General features: G+C 63.7%; 19 protein-coding genes. 10 read left to right on the forward strand and 9 right to left on the reverse strand.

The window, feature by feature from the left end:
* Positions 1 to 94 precede the first annotated feature (94 nt).
* Entirely contained in the window at positions 95 to 1816 is a 1722-nt protein-coding gene (locus tag J5J06_03690; GenBank protein MCO6436170.1) for a hypothetical protein, read from the forward strand.
* Between the two features lie 68 nt (positions 1817 to 1884).
* Here J5J06_03690 and J5J06_03695 read toward each other — a convergent pair whose 3' ends face one another.
* Positions 1885 to 3537 carry a hypothetical protein gene (locus J5J06_03695; GenBank protein ID MCO6436171.1) on the reverse strand — a complete coding sequence of 551 codons (1653 nt, stop codon included), beginning with the start codon at positions 3535 to 3537 and terminating at the stop codon, positions 1885 to 1887.
* A 122-nt stretch (positions 3538 to 3659) separates the two neighbouring features.
* Between J5J06_03695 and J5J06_03700 the strand changes: the two genes are divergently transcribed.
* Genes J5J06_03700 through J5J06_03715 form a run of 4 tightly spaced genes read left to right on the forward strand, consistent with a single transcriptional unit; the run spans position 3660 to position 6552 of the window.
* Positions 3660 to 4394 carry a pyridoxine 5'-phosphate synthase gene (locus J5J06_03700; protein ID MCO6436172.1) on the forward strand — a complete coding sequence of 245 codons (735 nt, stop codon included), beginning with the start codon at positions 3660 to 3662 and terminating at the stop codon, positions 4392 to 4394.
* A gap of 30 nt (positions 4395 to 4424) precedes the next feature.
* A complete protein-coding gene (locus J5J06_03705; GenBank protein MCO6436173.1) occupies positions 4425 to 5336 on the forward strand; it encodes a 4-hydroxy-tetrahydrodipicolinate synthase in 912 nt (303 codons plus the stop codon).
* 8 nt (positions 5337 to 5344) lie between these two features.
* Entirely contained in the window at positions 5345 to 6319 is a 975-nt protein-coding gene (locus J5J06_03710) for a hypothetical protein (protein ID MCO6436174.1), read from the forward strand.
* Positions 6316 to 6552, forward strand: a complete 237-nt coding sequence (locus J5J06_03715) for a hypothetical protein (protein ID MCO6436175.1) — start codon at positions 6316 to 6318, stop codon at positions 6550 to 6552. The genes J5J06_03710 and J5J06_03715 overlap by 4 nt, the downstream gene beginning before the upstream one ends.
* Here the strand turns inward: J5J06_03715 and larE are convergent.
* The 3 genes from larE to J5J06_03730 are packed head-to-tail and all read right to left on the reverse strand — an operon-like array spanning position 6526 to position 9830.
* Positions 6526 to 7563 (reverse strand): ATP-dependent sacrificial sulfur transferase LarE, encoded by a 1038-nt coding sequence (gene larE / locus J5J06_03720; protein MCO6436176.1) that lies wholly within the window; start codon positions 7561 to 7563, stop codon positions 6526 to 6528. The genes J5J06_03715 and larE overlap by 27 nt on opposite strands.
* Complete coding sequence (locus J5J06_03725) at positions 7564 to 8691, reverse strand: hypothetical protein (protein ID MCO6436177.1); 1128 nt, start codon at positions 8689 to 8691, stop codon at positions 7564 to 7566.
* 11 nt (positions 8692 to 8702) lie between these two features.
* Positions 8703 to 9830 carry an FAD-dependent monooxygenase gene (locus J5J06_03730; GenBank protein MCO6436178.1) on the reverse strand — a complete coding sequence of 376 codons (1128 nt, stop codon included), beginning with the start codon at positions 9828 to 9830 and terminating at the stop codon, positions 8703 to 8705.
* A 248-nt stretch (positions 9831 to 10078) separates the two neighbouring features.
* On the opposite strand from J5J06_03730, the gene J5J06_03735 reads away from it, so the two are divergent.
* A complete protein-coding gene (locus J5J06_03735) occupies positions 10079 to 11200 on the forward strand; it encodes an ABC transporter ATP-binding protein (protein MCO6436179.1) in 1122 nt (373 codons plus the stop codon).
* A 17-nt stretch (positions 11201 to 11217) separates the two neighbouring features.
* Here the strand turns inward: J5J06_03735 and J5J06_03740 are convergent, their stop codons facing one another.
* Positions 11218 to 11484, reverse strand: coding sequence for a hypothetical protein (locus tag J5J06_03740; protein ID MCO6436180.1), 267 nt, complete (start codon positions 11482 to 11484; stop codon positions 11218 to 11220).
* Between the two features lie 146 nt (positions 11485 to 11630).
* Here J5J06_03740 and J5J06_03745 point away from each other — a divergent pair, with 146 nt between their 5' ends.
* Positions 11631 to 13037 carry a tRNA modification GTPase gene (locus tag J5J06_03745; protein MCO6436181.1) on the forward strand — a complete coding sequence of 469 codons (1407 nt, stop codon included), beginning with the start codon at positions 11631 to 11633 and terminating at the stop codon, positions 13035 to 13037.
* A 72-nt stretch (positions 13038 to 13109) separates the two neighbouring features.
* On the opposite strand, the gene J5J06_03750 is transcribed toward J5J06_03745, so the two are convergent.
* The 4 genes from J5J06_03750 to J5J06_03765 all read right to left on the reverse strand — a co-directional run bounded on the left by J5J06_03750 (position 13110) and on the right by J5J06_03765 (position 16550).
* Complete coding sequence (locus J5J06_03750; GenBank protein MCO6436182.1) at positions 13110 to 14126, reverse strand: tyrosine recombinase XerC; 1017 nt, start codon at positions 14124 to 14126, stop codon at positions 13110 to 13112.
* Between the two features lie 92 nt (positions 14127 to 14218).
* Positions 14219 to 14443, reverse strand: coding sequence for a hypothetical protein (locus J5J06_03755; GenBank protein ID MCO6436183.1), 225 nt, complete (start codon positions 14441 to 14443; stop codon positions 14219 to 14221).
* Complete coding sequence (locus J5J06_03760; GenBank protein ID MCO6436184.1) at positions 14440 to 15192, reverse strand: hypothetical protein; 753 nt, start codon at positions 15190 to 15192, stop codon at positions 14440 to 14442. The genes J5J06_03755 and J5J06_03760 overlap by 4 nt, the downstream gene beginning before the upstream one ends.
* Positions 15193 to 15260: 68 nt before the next feature.
* Positions 15261 to 16550, reverse strand: a complete 1290-nt coding sequence (locus J5J06_03765; protein ID MCO6436185.1) for a PD40 domain-containing protein — start codon at positions 16548 to 16550, stop codon at positions 15261 to 15263.
* Between the two features lie 625 nt (positions 16551 to 17175).
* Between J5J06_03765 and J5J06_03770 the strand changes: the two genes are divergently transcribed.
* The 3 genes from J5J06_03770 (at position 17176) to J5J06_03780 (ending at position 21576) form a co-directional block, all read left to right on the forward strand.
* A complete protein-coding gene (locus tag J5J06_03770; protein ID MCO6436186.1) occupies positions 17176 to 18006 on the forward strand; it encodes an isochorismatase family protein in 831 nt (276 codons plus the stop codon).
* Positions 18007 to 18126: 120 nt separating this feature from the next.
* Positions 18127 to 20100, forward strand: a complete 1974-nt coding sequence (selB, locus tag J5J06_03775) for a selenocysteine-specific translation elongation factor (protein ID MCO6436187.1) — start codon at positions 18127 to 18129, stop codon at positions 20098 to 20100.
* Positions 20101 to 20124: 24 nt separating this feature from the next.
* Entirely contained in the window at positions 20125 to 21576 is a 1452-nt protein-coding gene (locus J5J06_03780) for an L-seryl-tRNA(Sec) selenium transferase (protein ID MCO6436188.1), read from the forward strand.
* The last annotated feature ends 34 nt before the right edge of the window (positions 21577 to 21610 follow it).

Consider the following 21610-nt stretch of genomic DNA (forward strand, 5'->3'; position numbering starts at 1 on the left):
ACGACTCGGTGCGAGCGTACCTGCCAGTCGGTTTAGCGAAAGTCCTTTATCCGCAGCGGGCCATACCGCCCCTCTTGAATTCGGAGCCTGACGCATGTTCGTGAGACTTGAGCGAGAAAATGCCACCCAGTTCCGCGCCGCAAAGCAGCCTGCCATCGCGTTTAAGGCTGCAGCTTCGGCACTCTTGTTGATGCTTGCCGTCGCCTCCCCGGCCCGATCCGAGTCCCTGACGGACCCGCTTCCCGCACTTCCCGACAGCCAGGTGCTCATGAAGGCCATGGCGGACGAAATGTCCCGCTCCATGGAGCACCTCTCCCTCGGCGATCTGCCCCGCCCGTACTTCCTCCAGTACACGGCCGAGGACCGCGCGGGCCTGACGCTTCGCGCCGAATACGGGGCCATCGTGTCCGAGAACCGCGAGCGCTCCCGCTCCGCCACGAGCCGCGTCCGCGTGGGCAGCTTCACGCTCGACAACACCAACGTCGGCGGCGGCGGACAGCGGAATAATCTCCCGCTGGATGACGACTACGAAGCGATCCGCCACACGCTGTGGTCGATGACCGACCTCGACTACAAGCAGGCGGTGGAGATTCTCTCGCGCAAGCTCGCGTTCCTCCGCGACAAGACGGCCGAGGACCGACCCGACGATTTCACGCCCGCCGAACCGGTGCAGCATCAGGACCCGACGGCCCGCATCGAGTTTGACCCCGAGACATGGCAAGCCAATGTGCGGACACTCTCCGGACGGTTCCTCAAACACCCGAAAATCCAGAACTCGGGTGTCCGGTTCTTTGCCGGCGCGGTGAACGAGTACGTCGTCAATTCCGAAGGCACCCGGCTCCGCACGGGCGACACCGGCGTGATCATCGAAATCGTCGCCTCGGTGCAGGCCGACGACGGCATGGGCCTTGCCGACAGCCTCAATTACATCGGCGAGCGGTTCGACCAGCTTCCTTCGGTCGACGAGATGCTCAAAGACATCGACGAGATGTGTGCCAATCTTGTGGCACTGGCCGATGCCCCCGTCCTCGAGCAATACAGCGGACCGGTACTCTTCGAGCCGATGGCTGCGGCCAAAGCGTTCGAGTCGCTCCTGGCGGACGAGATCTGCGCTCGTCCTTCACCCCTGGGCACGCGTCGCAGCAGCGCCTCGCAGGCCATGGAACGCAAGCTCGGCCTGCGGATTCTGCCGCGATCGTTCAACGTTTACGATGATCCCACGCAGAAGGAATTCGACGGGACGCTCCTGGCCGGGCATTACGAATTCGACGATGAAGCCGTCCCCGCCGAGCACGTGAGCGTCGTCGAGAAGGGGATGTTCCGCAACATGCTCGCCAGCCGGTCGCCCACGCGGAAGGTCAAAGGGACGAACGGACACGGCCGAACCCCCGGGTTTGGTGATCCCGAGGCACGCATCGGATGCCTGTTCATCGAGGACACCGACGGGCTGGCGCCCGAAGCGCTCCGCGACGAGCTCCGCACCGCCGCTGCCGAGGAGGGCCTCGACTTCGGCCTGCGCGTCGCCACGACGCAGCGCGGCGGGGGCCGGCGACTCGGCAACCCCATGTACGTCTACAAGGTTAACGTCGACGACGGCAGCGAGCAGCTTGTGCGCGGCATGGAGTTCCAGCCGGTGCAGACGCGCTCGCTGAAGCGGCTGCTCGCGGCCGGTTCGCAGCGCGAGGTCTACAACAGCGTCGCCGGCGTGACCACGAGCATCGTCAGCCCGGCCGTGATCTTCGACGAACTCGACCTGCACAAGATCGAGGGCGAGTTCGACAAACCGCCGATATTGCCGTCACCGGAAATGCGCTGAGCCATCCGCCCGTGGGCCGCTGTTCTCGAGCAGTGCCTTTGGGTGGCGGGACGGCGAAATAACCCGGCTCAGTCCTGCTCGTTCTGCGGTGGCTCGGTCAGCCTTGCCACGAAGCGCTGCACGTGTGTAAGGGTCTGCCCGCCCACCGGCGTAAGGTCATCCGTCCAACTGACAGGCGTCACCAGCCAAGTCGGCGCTTCCAGGAGCCAATAGGCCAGTTCGATGTGCAACGGCGATTCCTCGGTGTTCTCCACGGTGAACTGCGGGCACACGATGTGTTTACCATCGCCATTCTCAATACTCGGTTTGGTGCAGAACCAGGCGACGCGGGTCGCTTCGGTTTCCGGCGGCGAAACGGCTTTGCCATTCACATACAACCCCTCAACCACCAAGTAGAGCTCTGACGTGGCAGCGAAACTGCCGGCGCGGGAATCCACAAGGGGCCAGAGCACCAGTCGTCCCCTGTCCCGCGAGACGATCTCCAGCGTCATCTCGCACGCCTCGTTGTAATAGCGTCCGATCAGATCCTTCGGAATCGCCGAGGCCGTCACCATGCCGCTGAGCCATCGCTCAGCCTGCCTATCCAGTTCTCCCGTTCTCAGGCGGGTATCCAGCAGCCGCTTGGCCAGCATCGTGGTTTGCTCGGTAGTCAGCGTCCGAGCCTCAACCTCGTCCCAGAGGGCGAAATGCTCGTACGGGGAGCCCGTGACAATCCACAAGAGCGCCGAAGTTGGCATACTCCTGAAAAGTGCCCCCGACATGCCGAAGAACATCGCGCCAAACATAGACACCCAGATGACGATCCCCGCAACCATGAGCATGGGACGCCGCACCTGTCGCCCACGCGCCACGTGAATTCGCTTCGTCCAGTCGGCTCCACATTCCGGGCAGCGGGGTGAAGGCCGCCCTTGCGGGGCCATCTGGTAATCACATTTCAGACAATGCAGTTCGTCGCCAACCCGAAACCCGCGGCCGACCATGAATAGAACGGCAGAAAGCACTGTGAGAACTGCTATGAATGGAAAAAAGAAGGGTATACTTGTGAACAACAGGGGAAGGGTCATCGCGACGGCGAACGACCCGCTCAAGAGGATCACAAGGCCAGTGACGTGCCGATTCGATTTGCCCCCGATTGCCGCAGGAATCCCAATTATCAGCCGGGCCCAGATCGGACTCCGGCGGCCGATGGGAAGGTCATAGAACAGCGCGGTCGCCCGCGTGGAATCCAGCCCGTAGGCTTCCCAGAACATCTCCGCCTGTCGAGGTGCGTACTCGACCTCACATTTCGGACACCGCGCACCTACACCGGTCGTTTCCAGCGGAACAACGCAAACGGGGCAGACGAGCCCTTTCTGCATGGGCACGAGCTTCTTGACGTTCGCTCCCCAGCGGGCCTGGCGCGGCGCAACGAAGACAACGTATGCGATGAAGATGAGAACGAAGACGAGCAGTTCGGGACGGGAAAACAGCTTGGATCCGAAGGAGGCCCAGGAAACAGCCAAGAAGCAAACCAATAGGACCAGTTCCAACCAGGGGAACAATCGAGCGAGCCGCGAATTCGTAGCACGGTTCTCCACCCCCCGCCGCCAGCGCACGTCAAACATCGGCGTGTACGGCGACTCCTCTTCCGCGGCCCCGGCGCGCGGCACATCTTGCGTGCCGGACGGCTCGGCCTCACGGGTGATGCTCGAATCGGTCGCGGACTCATCGACGGCGGACATGATGGCGTCCTCAACGCAGAAGTGCTGGAAGAGCAATCTTCACAGGTCGCCCTCGGCCGATTTTACCACAAGCCCTTCGAGTTTATAATGCACCCTCGATTGGTAAGCTCAAGGATTCCCTTATGCCCCTACTCGGCGTGAACATCGACCACGTGGCCACCGTCCGTCAGGCCCGGCGGACGGACGAACCCGACCCCGTCTGGGCCGCTGTCGAGGCGGAACTCGGCGGGGCCGACGGCATCACCTTCCACCTCCGCGAGGACCGCCGCCACATCCAGGATCGCGACGCCCGCATCCTGAAACAAACCGTCGCGGTCAAGCTCAACATGGAAATGGCCGTCGCTGACGAGGTCGTGGACATCGCCGCCGAATTGAAGCCCGACCAGTGCACGCTCGTGCCCGAGCGCCGCGAGGAGCTCACCACCGAGGGTGGGCTGGACGTGATCCGCCACCGGGCCCGGGTGCGACCGGCGGTCGAGCGCCTGCGCGGCGAGGGGATCGTAGTCAGCGCGTTCATCGAACCGATCGAAGATCAGATCGAAGCCTCGGCCGAGATCGGCTTCGACGCGGTCGAACTCTGGACGGGAGCGTGGGCCCACGCCAAGACCACCCACCAACGTGAACAGGCGCTTGCGCAGCTTCGCCACGGCATATCGGTGGGTCAACGGCGAGGCCTGGAGGTTCACGGCGGACACGGGCTGACCTACCGCAACATCGCCGCCGTCGCCGGGATTCCGGGGTTCGGGGAATTCAACATCGGGCATTCCATCGTTTCGCGGGCGGTATTCGTCGGCATGCGCGAGGCGGTACGGGAGATGAAGGAGCTGTTGATCCGCCACGCCCCGGCCCCGCGATGACGGTCAACGACACATGGAGGTGACGCAATCATGACATCACTCGACCAAGGATCCGAATTACGCGGCTCGATGACCGCCATGGTCACGCCGTTTCGAAACGGCGACATCGACAGGCCCGCTTTTGCAGAACTCATCGAGCGGCAGATCGAAGCTGGAACCGACTGGCTCGTGGTCTGCGGGACGACCGGGGAATCGCCCACACTTTCGCCCGACGAACACCGTGAATTAGTATCCCTTGCGGTCGAAGCCTCCGGCGGACGCCGCCCGGTCATGGCCGGGACCGGCACGAATTGCACGCGGGAGTCGATCCGCCGGACGCGTGAGGCGATCGATCTGGGTATCGACGCCGCCTTGCTGGTCACGCCGTACTACAATCGACCGAGCCCCGAAGGCCTGTATCGCCACTACGCCGCCATCGCCGAAGCCGTCGACATCCCGCTCGTACTTTACAACGTCCCCGCTCGAACGGGCACGAACATGCCCATGGACGTGGTTATACGCCTGCACCGGGCCTATCCCCATATCGCCGCGCTCAAGCATGCCACCGGCAGCGTCGACGGCGTCACCGAGATTCGCGACCGCTGCGATATCGCGATCCTCAGCGGCGACGACGCAATTACATTTCCGCTGATGGCGCTTGGAGCCGTAGGCGTCATCAGTGTTGTCAGCAACCTGATTCCACTGAGAATGAAAGCGCTTGTTGACGCCGCACTGGAATCCCGGTTGGACGAGGCACGCGCCTTGCATCGACGGATTGCCCGGCTCGCCGAAGGGCTGGCTCGGCTGGGACCCAACCCCGTGCCGATCAAGGCCGCCATGGCTGAGGTCGGCTGGATCAGGAACGAAGTGCGCCTGCCGCTTGTTACCACCGACGACCGGGAACAGGCCGTTATCCAAGAATTGCTGCGTCGGTTCGAAATTCTTACCCCGGTGCTCGTGTGAATACGGAAATGCCCGTTACCAGTCATGGCCATCTCAGCATCGTGGACAAAGCCGCCACACTATTCGCATGGACGATCGGCGGAGCCATGTTCCTTACGGTCGGCTGGATGGCCATGGTCCCCGACGACCCCCTCGCCGCGGTAAGCCTGATCAACCGCTCGAATTGGCCGGCGATGTGGATTCAGGCGACGGCGCTGGTGGCCGTCGCATCGGCACTGGGCGCGGCGCTCGCCGGGCGCGCGCTGACGGACGCGGGCGTGTTTGTCGCGGCGCTCGGGCTTTCACTCGTATCCGTGAAGGGCGGAACAGCCGCGGAATTCTTCGTCGGGCGCTCGGCCGACACCCCCGCCGGAGAGCGTGCATTGTCGATGGCGTTCGCCGGCGAGCTCCTCGCCTGGCTTGTCACCATGCTCATCGCCATCATCGTCTCCACCGTCATTTTCCGGTGGCTTCACCGGGCGCCGCACGCCGAGCCCACGGGCCCGCAATCCGGGGGCGATCTTCCCGGTATCGGCGCATGGCTTACCGGCAACCGCTCGCACACGCCGGTACAGGTCGGAGCCAAGCACGCCCTCCTGCTCGCGGCTGCGGGTTGGGTGCTATTCCTGCTCCTCTCCAGCGGGCACACGACGCGATCCATCACTCACGGACAGGCGTGTTTTACGGTGGTCGCCTCGACGTGCCTGGGCATATACTTCGTGCAGCGGATGTTCCCGGTTCAGTCGGCGATGTGGTCGATTCTGGGAATCACGCTCCTGAGCCTTGCGGGGGCATTCTGGTCCGTGATCGTATCGGGGTGGGGCGCGCCCGTCCCCAATCTCCCGAGCTCACCCTTTCTCCGAGTGCTGCCGATTCAGTACATCGCCATTGGCAGTGCCTTCTCCGTCGTGATGCACTGGTACATGGATAGTCCCGCGACAGTTGAATCGCACGATGTGCCCACCGGCCGATCCCTGCAAGCCGGGAAAGGTGCCGCGCGATGATCCTCCGCCGTCGACGTCGACGCGAGTCCTTCGAGGCCATGCGCCGCCGCCTGATCCGAGAGACGGAAGCCGCACTGGAGCACGGTATCCGCAATCCCCATACCGTCCCGCCGATTCCCGTCATCGAGGTCGGAAAGGGGGAGTTCGACCGCAACTTCGCCCACTGGTTCTGGCGGCACGCGCTGGAACTGGAGAGTGAAGACCCTTTACCCGCTGATCGGCAGGCGAATTGACCCCTGGCGCGACTCGGCCGCGCGCTCGTTCTGACCATTCTCGAAACCGGCTCCACGTGAACTGGCGGAGGATTCTCTGATCCCTTCGTTCAAGCTCCCGCTGCGGAATCCGCGCAGATCCAGCGTGACGAACGCATAGCCCAATCCGCGGAAGTGCTCGTCAATCCGCCGCGCCGCCGCCGGATCGGCAATCCGCTCAAAATGGGCCGGATTGACCTCGATTCGCGCCATGCCTTCGTGATGCCGCACGCGGCAATCGCGGATACCCAGCTCGCGCAGAAACCGCTCGGCCGACTCAATCATCCGCAGCTTTTCCGGCGTGATATTGATCCCATAGGGCACGCGGCTGGAAAGACAGGGCGCGGCCGGCTTGTCGAAGGTGGGCAGATCGAGCGCCTCGGAAAGCGCCCGGACATCGGCCTTGGTGAGCCCGGCTTCCGCCAATGGGGCGTGGACGTCGTGTTCCGTTGCCGCCAGCAACCCCGGGCGATGATCGCCGAGATCGTCAGCGTTCGTGCCGTTGACGATCGCACTGATTCCGCGCCCCGCTGCGAAACGGTGTAGGTGCGTGTAGAGCGTATCCTTGCAGAAATAGCAGCGATTGGTCGGATTGCTTAGGTAGTCGGACTTGTTGAACTCATCGGTGTCCAGAAAAACGTGCTCCACGTCGAGCAGCGCCGCAAGACGCGGCGCCTCGGCCAGATCATCCGAAGGCACGCTCGCGCTGCGCCCGGTTACGGCCACGACATTGCCCTTGCCAAGCACGCGCCGGGCGACGGCCAGCACCAGCGCGGAATCCACCCCCGCGCTGAAAGCCACGGCCACGCTGCCCAGTGGTGCAATTTGCTCGGCTACGCGATGGTAGAGGCGCTGCAATTCCTGCGGCAGGGTTGCCAAGCCGAATCTCCGACAGACAGATCCGTTCCGTGAACGCGAGAAGGATATGCGCCGGAGATAGATCCGAAAAGGCGCAAAACTCTCCCGACCCAACGGCAGGCAAATCACGTGCATTCAGGGCATTGACTGTGGATCAGGTTGTGCCCAGCGCTGACACGCACACTCCGGCACGACGGTCCTTGGTACCCGCGGTTTGCGATGAGCAAAAACGCGATCATCCAAACGGAACAGCATGTTGACATCTTCGGGCACGACGTGTCCCCGTTCGTTCCACCACGATTGCCAGCTATAGGGCTTGGCGGCATACGGACCAGACAGTTGTCGGAGGACTGCCGAGGCGGCGCTTCCCAGGCGATCGTCCTCGCAGAGCCAAGGCCTTCGGGCGACGCAATCGAGAATCTCCGTCCCATCCGAAGTGTGGGCGATCATCCAATCTACGCCCTCGGAATCGCGCAATAATATCAACCCGCACGCTGCAAAGAACTGGCTTGTCAGCGTCGGGCGCGGCGTCGTTTCTCCTTTCAAGATATCCGCGAAAAATGTATGCAGCCGCTCATCGCGAAATTGGATGACGGCAGAAAGGTAGATATCCAGCGACTCCGGCGGAGCGCCTTTGAAGTGTTCCACCAAGACATCGAAAACCGAGTCATCCATTTCATCCCAATTCGGAACCCGGGGTTGCTGCATCGTTTGGGGATCCCGGCGATTCTCGGGTCGTTGATAGAACTCCCGCATCCTGCGTGCCTCTCGGTCCCGACCGAACAAGGCCGCAAGTACCCGGAAGCAATCCAATTCTGTGAACCGGGCGCGATCAGCGACATCGAGTGGAGGTGACCACCTTTCAGCATTCTTACTGACGCACTCTGCGTCAAATAAGTACTTAGCGGTCTCAACTGTCGAGCCGGGGATTTTCCCGCGTCCCGCCGCGAGTCGTTTCAACAGATCACAGAATGAAGCCTGGTCGTTGAGCAAACGCTTGTGCTGCTCTTCATCCAATTCCCCGGTCTCCAGGCGACGCTTGATCTCCCGCCAATACCCGATGCGCCAGCAGCGCTCCACGAGAAAGCCCTGGCCGACAAGCTTGGTCTGGCACGACGCTGAACTCGGACCGATGTAACGCGCCGCAAGGTGTTCGCAAAGGGGTGGGTAAGAGGGCTCGGAAAATTGGCCCTCCTGCGCAGCGGCAGAACACGCCAGCATCAGACTGAACAGAACGCTGATGCGGAACTGTGGTCCGGGCATGGTGGACCCTCTCAGATATTCTCCCCCGAGAAGAACGCCGCGGCCATGCGATCGGCCATGGGCTGATTGCTGAAGATCAGCGGCACGAGGAACTGGCTGTCCGTGTTGGGCGAGCGGAGGTAGTCGGCCATCTTCATCCGCCACTCGGTGTTGAAACGGATGAGCTCGTCCTGGGAGTGGACGCTGTCCAGCGCCGCATTGACCACTTCCGCGGCGATGGTCGCGGACCACATGGCCGGGTAGATGCCCTCGTTGCTCATGGCGCAGACGAATCCGCCGGCATCGCCAATCATGAGCGTGTGTTTGCCGACGTGCGTGTCCATGTCCAGGGCGGCCGCGGCGGGAGAACGGGCGAACACGGACTTGCCCGCCTGCCCGGAAACATCCACGGGGATCAACTCGCGTTCGGCCAGGACACGGCAGACCTGCACGAAGCGCGAGGCCGCCTGGTTCGGATCGCCGTACCAGTTCATGCTGACCGTTTGCGTCGAGCCGGCAGTCCAGTACATGACAAAACTGCCGCGACGCTCCAGTCCCAGAACTACGCCGACCCGCGATTCGTCGGCGTCCTTGCCGCCCTTGATCGGAGCGTCAATCTGCGCCGTAAGCACAGGCGGCTCCGAGGACGTGCGGCTGACGCCCACCGCCTGGGCCAGAGGCGAGCCTCTCCCGGCCGCCATCACGAGAAGCCGACCGCTGATGTCCTCCCCATCCTCCAGACCAATCTGCACCGCGTCTTCCTGCGGACGAACCTGGACAACCTTCTTGCCGCTGACGAGTCTTGCTCCGGCGTCCTGAGCCGCTTTGGCCATCAGATTCCCGAATTCGCAGCGGTCAATCAGGTAGCCGGCCGTGTCCCGGATCGCCGGTGTGGCTGACTTGGAGAAATCCTCGTTATGGAACGTGACGCGCTTGAACGGTCGCGTCAGCAGGGTCTTGGTGTTCACGCCGAGTTCGGAGAGCAGGCCGGCGACGCGGGAATTGATCCAGCCCGCCATCGCGTACTTGCGGGGATACTTGGCGGCATCCACGATGACCACGCGACGATTGAGCCGAGCCAGGCAGAGTGCGGCGGTCGCCCCGGCCGGACCGGCGCCGATCACGGCCACCTCGTTATCTTGCTTTTTTGCTGGCGTCATGAAGAGCGTTCCCGGTGTGATCGCTGAACGAATCGCCCCAAGCGAGCGACGCGGGTGATACCCTACCCGTTCCCGGTTCCAACGCAAGCGCCGCGTGCCGCGAGTCTATTCGGCAATCGAACCGTTCGCTCCGCCCGCTGCGCCACGTTGAAGAACGGGCATCGTTTCGTTACAAGTCTGTCAGCGCTCACGGCGACTTGAGCATTCCACTGGGACCGTCTCATCGCCATGATCGAACGGGTAGGCGCATGGCCACGCTGCGACTGGACAATCTGACGCGGACATTCCGCCGCCGACGCGAAGCGGTCCCCGCGGTCGTCGATCTGTCCCTTCAAACCCGTGAAGGCGAGCTCGTGGTCTTTGTAGGGCCATCGGGGTGCGGCAAGACGACCACGCTACGACTCATTGCCGGACTCGAAGACCCCGACGCCGGGGCCATCTTCATCGACGACCGGGACGTCCGGAATATCCCTCCGCGCGAGCGCGACGTGGCCATGGTCTTTCAGGGATATGCCCTGTACCCCCACATGACCGTTTACGGCAACCTCGCCTTCGGGCTGAAAATGCGCCGCACGCCGCGGGCGGAGTCGGACCGCCGTGTTCGGGAAGCGGCCGCCCTTCTGGGGATCGAACAGCTCCTCCATCGCCGCCCGGGAACACTTTCCGGCGGCGAACAGCAACGCGTCGCCGTAGGTCGCGCGATCGTACGAAACGCGCGCATGTTCCTCTTCGACGAGCCCCTCGCCAGCCTGGACGCACCGCAACGGCTCCAGATGCGCAGGGAAATCCGCACTCTCCAGCGACGCCTTCAAACCACGACGATATACGTGACCCACGATCAGGAAGAAGCCATGACAATGGGCGACCGACTGGCCGTCATGTGCAACGGGCGGTTGCAGCAATTCGCCGAGCCGATGGAAATCTATAACCGCCCTGCCAACCGTTTCGTGGCTCGTTTTATCGGTTCACCGCCGATGAACCTGCTGCCGGGCCGATTGACGGCGGTGGACGGGCGACCGCATTTCGAGAGCAACTCGCTCCGAATCGCCATCGACACGATTCCGGACGCTGGCCTCGTGAGTAGATCGCCGAACGTCCTCGCGGGAGTTCGCCCGGAGGACTTTCGACTGATCTGCGGTTCGGAGAGCGCCCTGACGAACGGCGAGCAGCGAATTAGCGGGTGCACCATCGAAGTGGTGGAACCCCTGGGCAGTGCGTCCATCCTCCATGTGAGATCGACTTCTGGGCAGTCGCTGGTCGTGCGTGGACCGGCGGAGGCGCCTCGCCCGGGTGAGCGGGTAGACCTGGGAGTCTCACCCGGCCGGCTGCACTTGTTCGGGGATGAGGAAACAGGAGCAAGGCTGCTGTAACATATGACCCGGATCGATTAACCGAGCGGGTGCTGCAGAACCTCGCGCCGGCACCGGTCGCACACGTCGAACCGAAACGCCCGGTAGGTCTGGTCTTCGACATCGTTGGGATCGGACGACGCCAGCGTCTCGAGCACGCCCTCCAGCGTGCTGCCTTCCTCTGTGGAGCGGTCGGTAAGCTCGATGTGCCCGGCCGCGGCGTAGATCTCGAGCTTGACGATGAATCGGTGGGCGTCGTTGGGCCCCAGGGACATGCCGCAGCGATCACACTCGTAGCGAATCATGCGTACTCCGCGCGATATACAGATTGAGGCATCGGTCGTCGCGGCGCTCACCCACCCGTCGCGCCGCAACCGGGCAACATCGTAAGACGGAAACCATCCATCGGCCAGCCCGGTCGCGCCGCCGTCCGGAGAAAGACGAGAACACGTTGATCGATCGAATTGACGAGACGATTGTCGCCGTATCCTCCGCGCCGGGACGCGCCACGGTCGGAATCATCCGCATTTCCGGTCCGCAATCGCTGACCATCGCCGCGGTCCTTTTTCGCGACAACGACAGTGCGCCACTCACGCAGCGCTTCGGCGCTCGACGATACAGCGGCGATTTGTTGCTGAGCGACGGGGAATCTGTTCCGGGGGTGGTGCACCTTTTCCGTGCCCCGCGAAGCTACACCCGGCAGGACGTGGTTGAAATCCTCACGCCAGGCTCCCCGCCCTTGCTGGAAATGATCCGGAAGGAATGCCTGTCGCTCGGCGCCCGCCCGGCAGAAGCCGGAGAATTCACCGCCCGCGCCTTCTTAAGCGGCTCGCTTTCCCTTGACGAAGCCGAGGCCGTCGCCGGCATCATCAACGCCCAATCCGACGCTCAGTTGCGCGGCTCGCGGCGATTGCGCGACGGGGCACTGGCACAGTCTGTCACCGCCGCCCGCGACGAGCTGGCCGAGCTTCTCGCCCTGGTCGAGGCCGAGATCGATTTCGCAGAGGAGCCCATCGAGTTCATCACGCCGGACGGAATCGACCGCCGGTTGACGAAGCTCACCAGTGCTCTCGACAACCTGCTTACCGGTTCCGTGTCTCGGGAACGGCTCGAGAATCTGCCGACCATACTGCTGCTGGGTGCTCCCAACGCCGGCAAGAGCACGCTGATGAATCGCCTGACGGGCACAAGTCGTTCAATCTGCGCCGCGGTGGCCGGCACCACGCGCGATCTGCTCTCCGCGCCGGTGACGCTTCCATGCGGCGAGGCGATCCTCCTCGACAGCGCCGGTGTGGATGCGAGCGTCGACGAGATCCTTTCCGCAGCCCGGGAAAGAGCTCTCGGCGCCGCAGAGCGCGTTGACCTTATCCTTCTGTTGGCGGACCTGACGGCCGCCGTCCCCGGCGAGGTCACAGCGGCTGTGCAACGGGACGATCGTTCGCGTGTTCTTCTTGTCGGCAGCAAGTTGGACCTGGTGGCGCCGATGTCTCGGCACGAAGTCGAGCGCAAATTCGCGGCGATGGGATTCGGGCAGCCGCTCCTGGTCAGCGCGATTTCCGGTGAAGGGATTGATGCGCTGCGCGAGCAGCTTGGCCTGCGAATCGCGGATCAGACGGCGACGGTGGTGAGCGAGACCATCCTGCTTTCACAGCGACAGTCGGTCGCCATTGACGAAGCGCGGTCGGCCGTGACCCGCGCTGTCGAACTCGCGAACGTCGCCCAGGAAACAGTGGACTGCGCCGAGCTCCTCGCCTTCGAGCTCCGCGAAGCGCTACATCAACTTGGCACCGTTACCGGCGAGGTCACCACCGAGGAACTCCTCGGCCAGGTATTCTCACGATTCTGCATCGGGAAATAGAAATAACCGCGGCCGGTAGGCGACTTTGCGCCGACCGGCCGCGCTCTGCGGAGGGAAACCGGTTCCGTTCGACTACGACCGCGGATGTGCGTCGTCGTAGGCCTTCTTCAGACGCTGCGCCGTGAGGTGCGTGTAGATCTGCGTCGTCGAAATCGACTGGTGACCGAGGAGTTCCTGCACGCTGCGCAGGTCCGCGCCGTTGTTGAGCATGTGTGTCGCGAAGCTGTGTCGCAGCGTATGCGGACTGATCGCCGGATCGAGACCGCACGACACCAGGTACTTGTCCAGCTTGCGGCGGACGCTGCGTGTGCTCAGCCGCTGTCCGTGTTTGTTGACGAACAGTGCTTCCTGGTCAAACCGCGCGGAGCGGGCGTCGGCCCGGCGCAGCTCGAGATATTTCTGAATCGCCGCGATCGCCGTCGGACCGATGGGCGTCGTGCGCTGCTTCTTGCCCTTGCCGCGCACGCGAATCGTATGCCCGGAGAAGTCCACGTCGGCGAAGTTCAGGTCGACAAGCTCGCTGACGCGCACGCCCGTGGAGAACAGCACCTCGAGCATCGCCCGATCCCGCGCTCCCAGCAGCGTGCCGTCATCGGGCGTCGCCAGCAGCCGCGTGATGTCCTCGATCTCCAGAAACTTCGGAAGTCGCTTGTCCTGCTTGGGCGTGCGAATCGCCGCCAGCGGATGACTCTTCACGTATCCGCGTCGCAGGCAGAACTTGTAGAAGCTTCGCAACGTCGCCAGCTTTCGGGCGATCGTCGACTTGGAATAGTCCTGTGTACTGAGGAACGCGAGGAAGGCTTTGACGTGCTCAGGCTCGACTTCGCGGAGCTTCTGCAACACGCCGGGTTCGGCCAGTACGGCCGTCTGCGTTCCACCCGGACCCGAAGCACCGGCCACCGTGGAACGTATCGGCGGCATGCCGCCGAGCGTTCCCACGACCGCCCGCGTCGCACCCTGCGGCCCGTTCAACAGGAACAGGGAGAACTGGGCGAGGTCGGCCGCGTAGCACTTCGCCGTATGCGGCGAGAAGTGGCGCTCGAACTTCAGGTAATTCAGGAATTCGTCTACCAGGGAATTCTCTGTCATGATCGAACCGCACGGTCGGCGAATGGAACCCGTCAACCCCGGTCGTGTCTCTGACCGGGCCGGAGGGTGCTCCAGCACCCCAGCACTACCTTCTACTTCGCGATCTGATCGAGCTCCGTCTCCAGGCGCCGACCCATCTGATAGCTGAGCACGGCGGCATCAAACCAGTCGAATCGACTCCGTCGATCCGAGGCCAGCGACGCGAATGCGTCGATGACCTCCGCTTCCTGCCCCGGTTGATATCGGAAGATAAACCTCTCTTCTCCCTTTACGAGAGCAAGCTGCCGGACGACGTTGGTCGAGGCGTCAGCCTTCAAGGTTTCTCTCCCGCCGGTCCCCCCGAAAGAGGGTGATCCAGCAACTCCCCAATCGTCCGATGACAGCAGTAACGCATGAACCCCTGCTGGCTCACCACGTATTTCCGCCAGCCGTAGGGACTCCCGTCAGCACCCCGCTGCGCGGCGAAACGCCGGATATCCTCGGACACTGCTCCATGTCCCGCGTCGAAGACCCGCTGCATTTGCGCGAGGACTCTTCGCTGCGCTCGTCCGACTTCCGCCTGACCGCGGGCCTCGCGGGCCAGGGTCGCCGGATCCACCGTCCGGAAACCTTCGGCAGGCCTGCGGCCGAACAGTTGAGCGGAGATTCCGATGCGTGGCGGGTCGTAAGGTTCATATTCCGTCACCGCGAATACGAGAATGGCGTCCGCCCCAAGAACGCCGCACAGTTCCAGCGCCTGCTCCGGCGAGGTGATTCCGTTTTGCCCGTTCTGGGCCAGGGCGGCGAGCACCCGACTCACCGGTATTACGGAAACCCCTTCGGCAAAGGCGAGTTCACTCGCCATCACATCCGCAAATTTCGCCGGATCGAAATCCGACGACCCGCTCAGATTGATCGCCGGACCGACGGCAATCGTCAGCGGACCCAGCCAGGGATTGGCGACACGGACCTCCGCGACGGGTCGCGGCGCGCGGCACCCTGTCAGGCACACCGCAATAAGCAGGCAGACGGCTCCGCCCCGCTTTCCCGTCGATCTCCAGATCTTTCCGCAGCGCGCGTCTTCCATGACGCCCCTATTACGGTGCCGTTGCGAACCCGCTCTTTCAGACGGGTCCGCTGCGCCGCACTTCGAGTTCATCGTCCATTTTCTGCGACCGCTTGCGTCCGCCGATCGAGATTTTCGTCCGGTAATCCTCTGCGTCCGGCATCCGTGCGAGCGTGCCGGGTGTCGGGATCGTCGCCTCGGACCGCATCCTCGTACCGAATCGCCGGCCGCAGCGTCGTACGCGCGGGCTCCATCCCCGGCGCCGACACGCTCAATGGTAGAAGCGACCAGATCGAATCACGCCCTGTTCGCGAAGAAACGAAGAACAGCCGTCCGTCGGGTGCGAAGACCGGAGCGTAGTTGCCGCCGAAACCGTCCGTGAGACATTTCTGATCGCGCCCGTCCGCCCGTGTCACCCAGATATCCGAGGTCATGTTCGCATCGACCACGGTGGTCGCGGCGCGGTCATCGTCGGCGGCAGCGTTGCCCGCCAGGTTTGGATCGGGCACGCTGACAAACGCGATCTGCTGGCCGTCTCGACTCCACGTCGGCAATGTCAAGGCGTGCGTGGCGCTGAATGCCAGCTCGGTCGGGTAGCGCGGTTCGCCGTTGACCAGGTCGATCGTCCAAACGCTGAACAGTCGCCCTCCGCGTTCACGGGCGCGCTGGAACAGCAGTTTGTCCCCGGAAGGCGACCACTTGGGGAACAATCCGAATCCGACGAAGCGGCGTGTCGCGGCGTTGTGAACATCAGAAATCCAAAGCTCCCACGTACCGCCGGTCTCGGGGAGGGCGCAATAGGCGAGACGCTGCCCGTCCGGCGACCAGCTCGGGTGAAGCTCGTCCGCAGGAGAATTCGTCACCTGCATCGGCGCACCACCGTCCAGATCCATGACCCAGATGTCCCAGTTCCCGGAACGATTGCTGGCAAATGCCAGTCGGCGACCGTCCGGGCTGAACACCGGCTGAACGTCGGACGCCGGATCGCTGGTGAGCTGCGTCAGCGCCACCCCATCCACGGCCTTGATGTAAATGTCGGAGTTGCGGTTGTGTCGCGTGGAGGCGAATACGAGGCGCGTTCCCGCCGGATCGACATCCGGATCAAAGTCGGAGCCCACTTCGCTGAACGTGTGCTGCTTCAGAGAGATCGACTCGCGAAGACCGGGCGCTTGCGGTGACGTCCAGGGCAACTCGCCGAACATGTTGATCTGGTTGGCGCTCGCCGCCGCGAGGATCGCCTTTGTCGCCGGGCGGCTCGCCGTTCCCTGCGGCTGCCGGAAACACGCGCACCCGCCGCCGAACACGAGAACGCTCACGATGCCGGCCGTGGCGAGGCCGCGGATCTTTGAGCCTGTTGATTGGTCACTTGCCTGCGCCATGATTGCTGCCATCCACTTGACACCCCGAGTCGGCCACGCCGGATTGGTGACGGCGGCAACCGCTTTGCCGCCCGGACGTGGCACCCCGAGGTTCATCGACCGCACATCGGCCTCAGACCAGAAGTGTCCGGCACGTGCGCATGGACGAGGGAAGTACCGGATGGCACGCTGCGTCAACGCCCTATCCGTGTCCGTATGTCCGATAACCCGCTCTACTATCGACGAAGCCCCCCTCGTTTCTCCAGATGCTTCGCGTGCCTTCCAACTCGGCGCAGACTACCCATCCGCCACATCATGCCGACGCCTCCAATCTTCCGCGTCCACGCTGAGCGTTTGCATGAGGCGGGGCCAAATATGGGACCTTGTCTGTTGCCGCGAACTCCGCGCCCCGGCCTGTGAAAAATCCAGTAAAGCCTATCGCCAGTGCTGCTAATGGCTGCTAGACTGGAGAACCGAGGGTCCTGACTTGGCGCCGTATGGCGTTTGGGTCATGATCATCTGATAGACCGGGCGAACTTGTCGGAGGGGAAAGAGGCAATTCTTCCGACACATCGCAGCGCATTTCCGGTCCACGGCAGATCGATCGAACGTCGAATGAGCGGAGTACGCCTACCGGGGGGAAGGCATGAACGCGCGCCGGAACGGTCGGAAGCTGGATTGCATTATTCTGGATCTTAACACGCAGCGCGATTTTCTTGAGCCCGGCGGTTTACACACCGTGCTCAATCACGAGGCGCTGATTCCCGCCCTGCGGCGTTCGGTCGCATGGATACGCCGCAATGGCGTTCCCGTCGTTTCCTCGCTGCACAGCCTGAGGCCCAAGGAAGCCCTTCCGGGCGGACGCTGGACCTACTGTGTGGAGGGCTCCACCGGCCAGCGCAAAGTGCCCTTTACGCTGCTCCCGTCGCGGCTCATCATGGAATACGACAACACGCTGAGCCTTCCCATGGAACTCGTGCGGACACATCAGCAGGTCGTGTTCCGCACCCACTCCGATGACCTTCTGACTCATCCCAAGGCCGACCGACTCCTTACCCAGGCCGACGCAGGCGAATTTATCGTTCTGGGAAACACGATCGAGGGTGCCGTGAAGGCCGTCACGCTGGGACTCCTTGCCCGCGGCAAGAGCGTGTCCATTGTGGCCGATGCCTGCGGCTATTGCGATCCCGGCGCGGCCGACCTCGCCGTCCGCCAGATGTCCGCCAAGGGAGCCCAGATCATCGCCGTCGACCAGCTCGCGTCCCGGCGCCTTTCGGGACGGCGGCGCTTCCGATCAAGCGTGGTGTTCGCTCCCGGAGAGAACGGAAATGGTCACACGGGCGGCAACGGCAACGGCCACGCTCCATCGAGACTCTCGCGGGTCCGAGCCATGTTCCTGAGCCGACCCCGAGCCGCTTCCTCGAGAAAGCGCCAGCGACCGGGCAGCGACAGCCGCAGGGCCGAAGCCGACGTCTGAGGATCAGCTCCAGAAAACGACGATGCGCGCGGGTACAAAACACGCGTCATTCGCCGGCGCCCGGTAGCGAACCTCTCGAGACATTGGCATCCCTTCCCCTGCGCCCGCATAATCGCCCACATGGCCGCCCGATCCGATGCCGCTCCGCCGTCTCCTCGAGATTCCCACGAAGTACGCCATCTCATTCTGGGCACCGCCGGTCACATCGATCACGGCAAGTCCACCCTGATTCGCGCCCTGACCGGCACCGACCCGGACCGCCTGCCGGAGGAGCAGCGCCGCGGCATGACCATCGAGCTCGGCTTCGCCGCCCTCGACCTCGGCGACGCACGCTTCGGCGTCGTGGATGTGCCGGGCCACGAGCGGTTCGTACGAACGATGGTCTCCGGAGCGACAGGCATCGACTTGGCGCTACTGGTCATCGCCGCCGACGACTCCGTCATGCCCCAGACGATCGAGCACCTGGAGATCCTCGATCTGCTCGGTGTACGCAAAGGCGTCGTAGCCCTCACCAAGATCGACGCCGTGGAGCCTTCGCTGATCGAGCTGGTCGAAGAGGAAATTCAGGAACTGCTCTCCGGAACCGGGTTGGAAGGCGCCCCGGTGATCCCTGTATCCTCCCTCACCGGCGAAGGCCTGGACAGACTCCGGGACACCCTTCGCGGCATTGCATTCGATCTCCCCGTTGCGTCGAACTTTCCACCGTTCCGCATGGCCGTCGACCGCGTCTTCACGGTTCAGGGACGGGGTACGGTGGTGACGGGCTCCGTGCAGCACGGCCGCACCGACGTCGGCCAGACGCTTGTCGTCTGGCCGGGCGGACACGAGGTCAAAATCCGCGGCCTCCAAAGCCACGGGCAGACATCGGAATCCGTGGAACGCGGACAACGCGCGGCCGTCAACGTCATCGGCGTCGAACGCGAAGTCCTCGAACGCGGCGTGGAGCTCGTTACTCCGGGGTACTTTCAGCCATCGCATCTTCTGGACGTCGAGATCCGGTGCGCGCGAAGTGCTCCCCGACCGCTGAAGTCCGCGCGCGTTGTGCGCCTGGGCCTGGGCACCACGGAGGCAAACGCTCGCGTCATTCTCTACGACCGCCAGGAGATTGACCCCGGTGAGACGGCTTTCGCCCAATTGCGCTGCGGACAGCCGCTGATCTGTTCCTTCGGGCAACGGTTTATTCTTCGCGATGAAAACGCCTCCGCCACCCTCGGCGGTGGTCGCGTATTGCGACCGGCCGCCCGTCGCAGGCGCCGTGGTACAGAGGAAGAAAACGAGAACCTTCGGCGCCTCGCGGAAGGCGATCCCGCCAGCCGCCTCGAAATCGTCCTCCGCGATGCGGGCTTTGCGTTTCCCAGCGAACCCATTCTCTCTGTCAGGGCCGGGCTGGAGCCAAACGAAGTGCAACCGCTGTTCGAGCAATTGGAACAGGGTTCGAGACTGCTCCGCCTGGCGGGAACGGAATCACGCTACGTCCCGGCTGCCCTCGACGACCTCATCGCCCGACTCACCAATTGGCTGGAGCGCTATCATCGCCAGCACCCGGAACTCCCCGGCCGCAAATCCGCCGCGGTCGTCGGATGGCTGGAACGCATGACCTCGCCGCAACTTGCCAAGCCGCTTTTCGAGGCCATACTCCAGCGCCGCGTTGTGCGACCGTTCGGCGAATTCGTTTGCCTCCCCGCTTTCGCACCCTCACTGTCGGCCGCCGAAGAAAAGGCACTCCGCGAGATGGTGAAACAGATCCGTGAGGGAGGATTCACCCCGCCCACGCTCGACGCGTTTTCCGGAAAATCGGCGGCCGATCGCAAGAAGGCGGAGCGGCTCGCGGAACTCGCCGTCGCCATGGGCGAACTCGTGGTCATCGAGCCGAAAATGTACCTGCACCGGGATCAGGAAGGGCATCTTCGAGAAGAGGTAGCCGGGTTGATCCAAAGGGACGGTCCGGCAACCGTTGCCGAAATCCGCGAGGCCCTGGGATCCAGTCGCAAGTACGTGGTCCCTTTCGTGGAATACCTCGACCGCATCGGATTTACGAGGCGGGTGGGCGATCGACGGGAAGTGACCGGTGACACGGCCGGCGTCGGAGAATAGGATCGCCGATCCGGAGAATGGACCATGAGTCAACCTGCCCGCGAATTGCTGCGAAGCCTTCCATCGGTCTCCTCGCTGCTTGAACACGAAGAAGTCGCCGACTGGTTGCAGGGACTTCCGCGATCCCTGGTGGTCTTGTCCCTCCAGTCCGCCCTGGAGAACTTCCGCCGCGAGATTCTCGCCGGGCGTATTTTCGAGCCGGTCGATGATTCCGTGGTCCTGGCGGTCGCCGAGGAAGAGCTTCTCCGCCGTTCAATGCCCAGCCTGAGGCGGGTCATCAACGCGACCGGCATCGTCCTGCACACCGGACTGGGCCGGGCACCACTCTCCGCCGCCGCGATTGAAGCGGTGGCTGAGGGCTGCGGCGGCTATTGCTCCCTCGAAATCGACCTCGAAACCGGCCGCCGAGGGCACCGCTCCGCGCATGTCACCGAATTGCTGCGGGAACTCACCGGCGCCGAATCCGGCATGGTGGTGAACAACAACGCGGCCGCAACGCTGCACATACTGCACACTTTCGCCCGCGGGCGGGAAGTGATCGTGTCTCGCGGGCAACTGGTCGAAATCGGCGGCAGCTATCGGCTCCCGGACGTCATGAGCGCCGGCGGCGCCATGCTCCGCGAAGTGGGCACCACCAACCGCACGCGCATCTCCGACTACGAGCGGGCCATCAGCGAGAACACCGCCCTGCTGCTTCGCGTTCACACCAGCAATTACCGCATTGTGGGATTCACCGAGGACGTCGATATCGCGTCACTTGCGGCACTCACGAAGCGTCACCAGTTGCTTGCCGTCGATGATCTCGGCAGCGGAGCCTTGTTCGATCTCTCGGCCTACGGCCTCCCCCAGGAGCCACACGTCGCGGCGTCCATCGCCGCCGGGGCGGATCTGGTGTGCTTTTCCGGCGACAAGCTGCTCGGCGGACCGCAGTGCGGAATCATCGTCGGCCGGCGGGCGCTCATCGATGAACTCCAGTCCGGGGCACTCGCTCGGGCCCTCCGCGTGGACAAGATGACGCTGCTGGCACTCGAGGCGACGCTCCGTCAATACCTCGATCGGGACGAAGCCCTGGCATCGGTCCCCACCCTCGCCATGATCTCGGCCACCACCGAGGAGTTGGCCGAGAGGGCAAGCCGCCTGAGCGACCGGCTCCGGGAAGCAGCGCCGGGTGAGAGGTTCTACGTCGGCTCGGACGTCAGCCTTGTCGGCGGAGGCTCCATGCCGGGCCAGGAACTGCCCACCGTAGTGGTTCAGTGGCGACCAGTGGCGTGCGGGGCCGAGCAGCTCGCCCGGCTGCTCCGCGAAAACGAGACCCCCGTGGTGTGTCGAGTTCGGGACGACGCCCTCTTTTTCGACCTGCGGACGATCCAGGACGACGATCTCGATGATCTGGCCGAGGCTGTCGGCGCCGTCTGCGCCGAGGCCGGACGTGACGACGACGGCCCCTCGACGGGAATTCGGTTGCCCATTTTGTGACGGATCCCCCGGCAGCCATGGAGCCGGGTTCCGG

This window comes from Phycisphaerae bacterium (assembly GCA_024102815.1).
In the GTDB taxonomy this organism is placed as follows: domain Bacteria; phylum Planctomycetota; class Phycisphaerae; order UBA1845; family UBA1845; genus JAGFJJ01.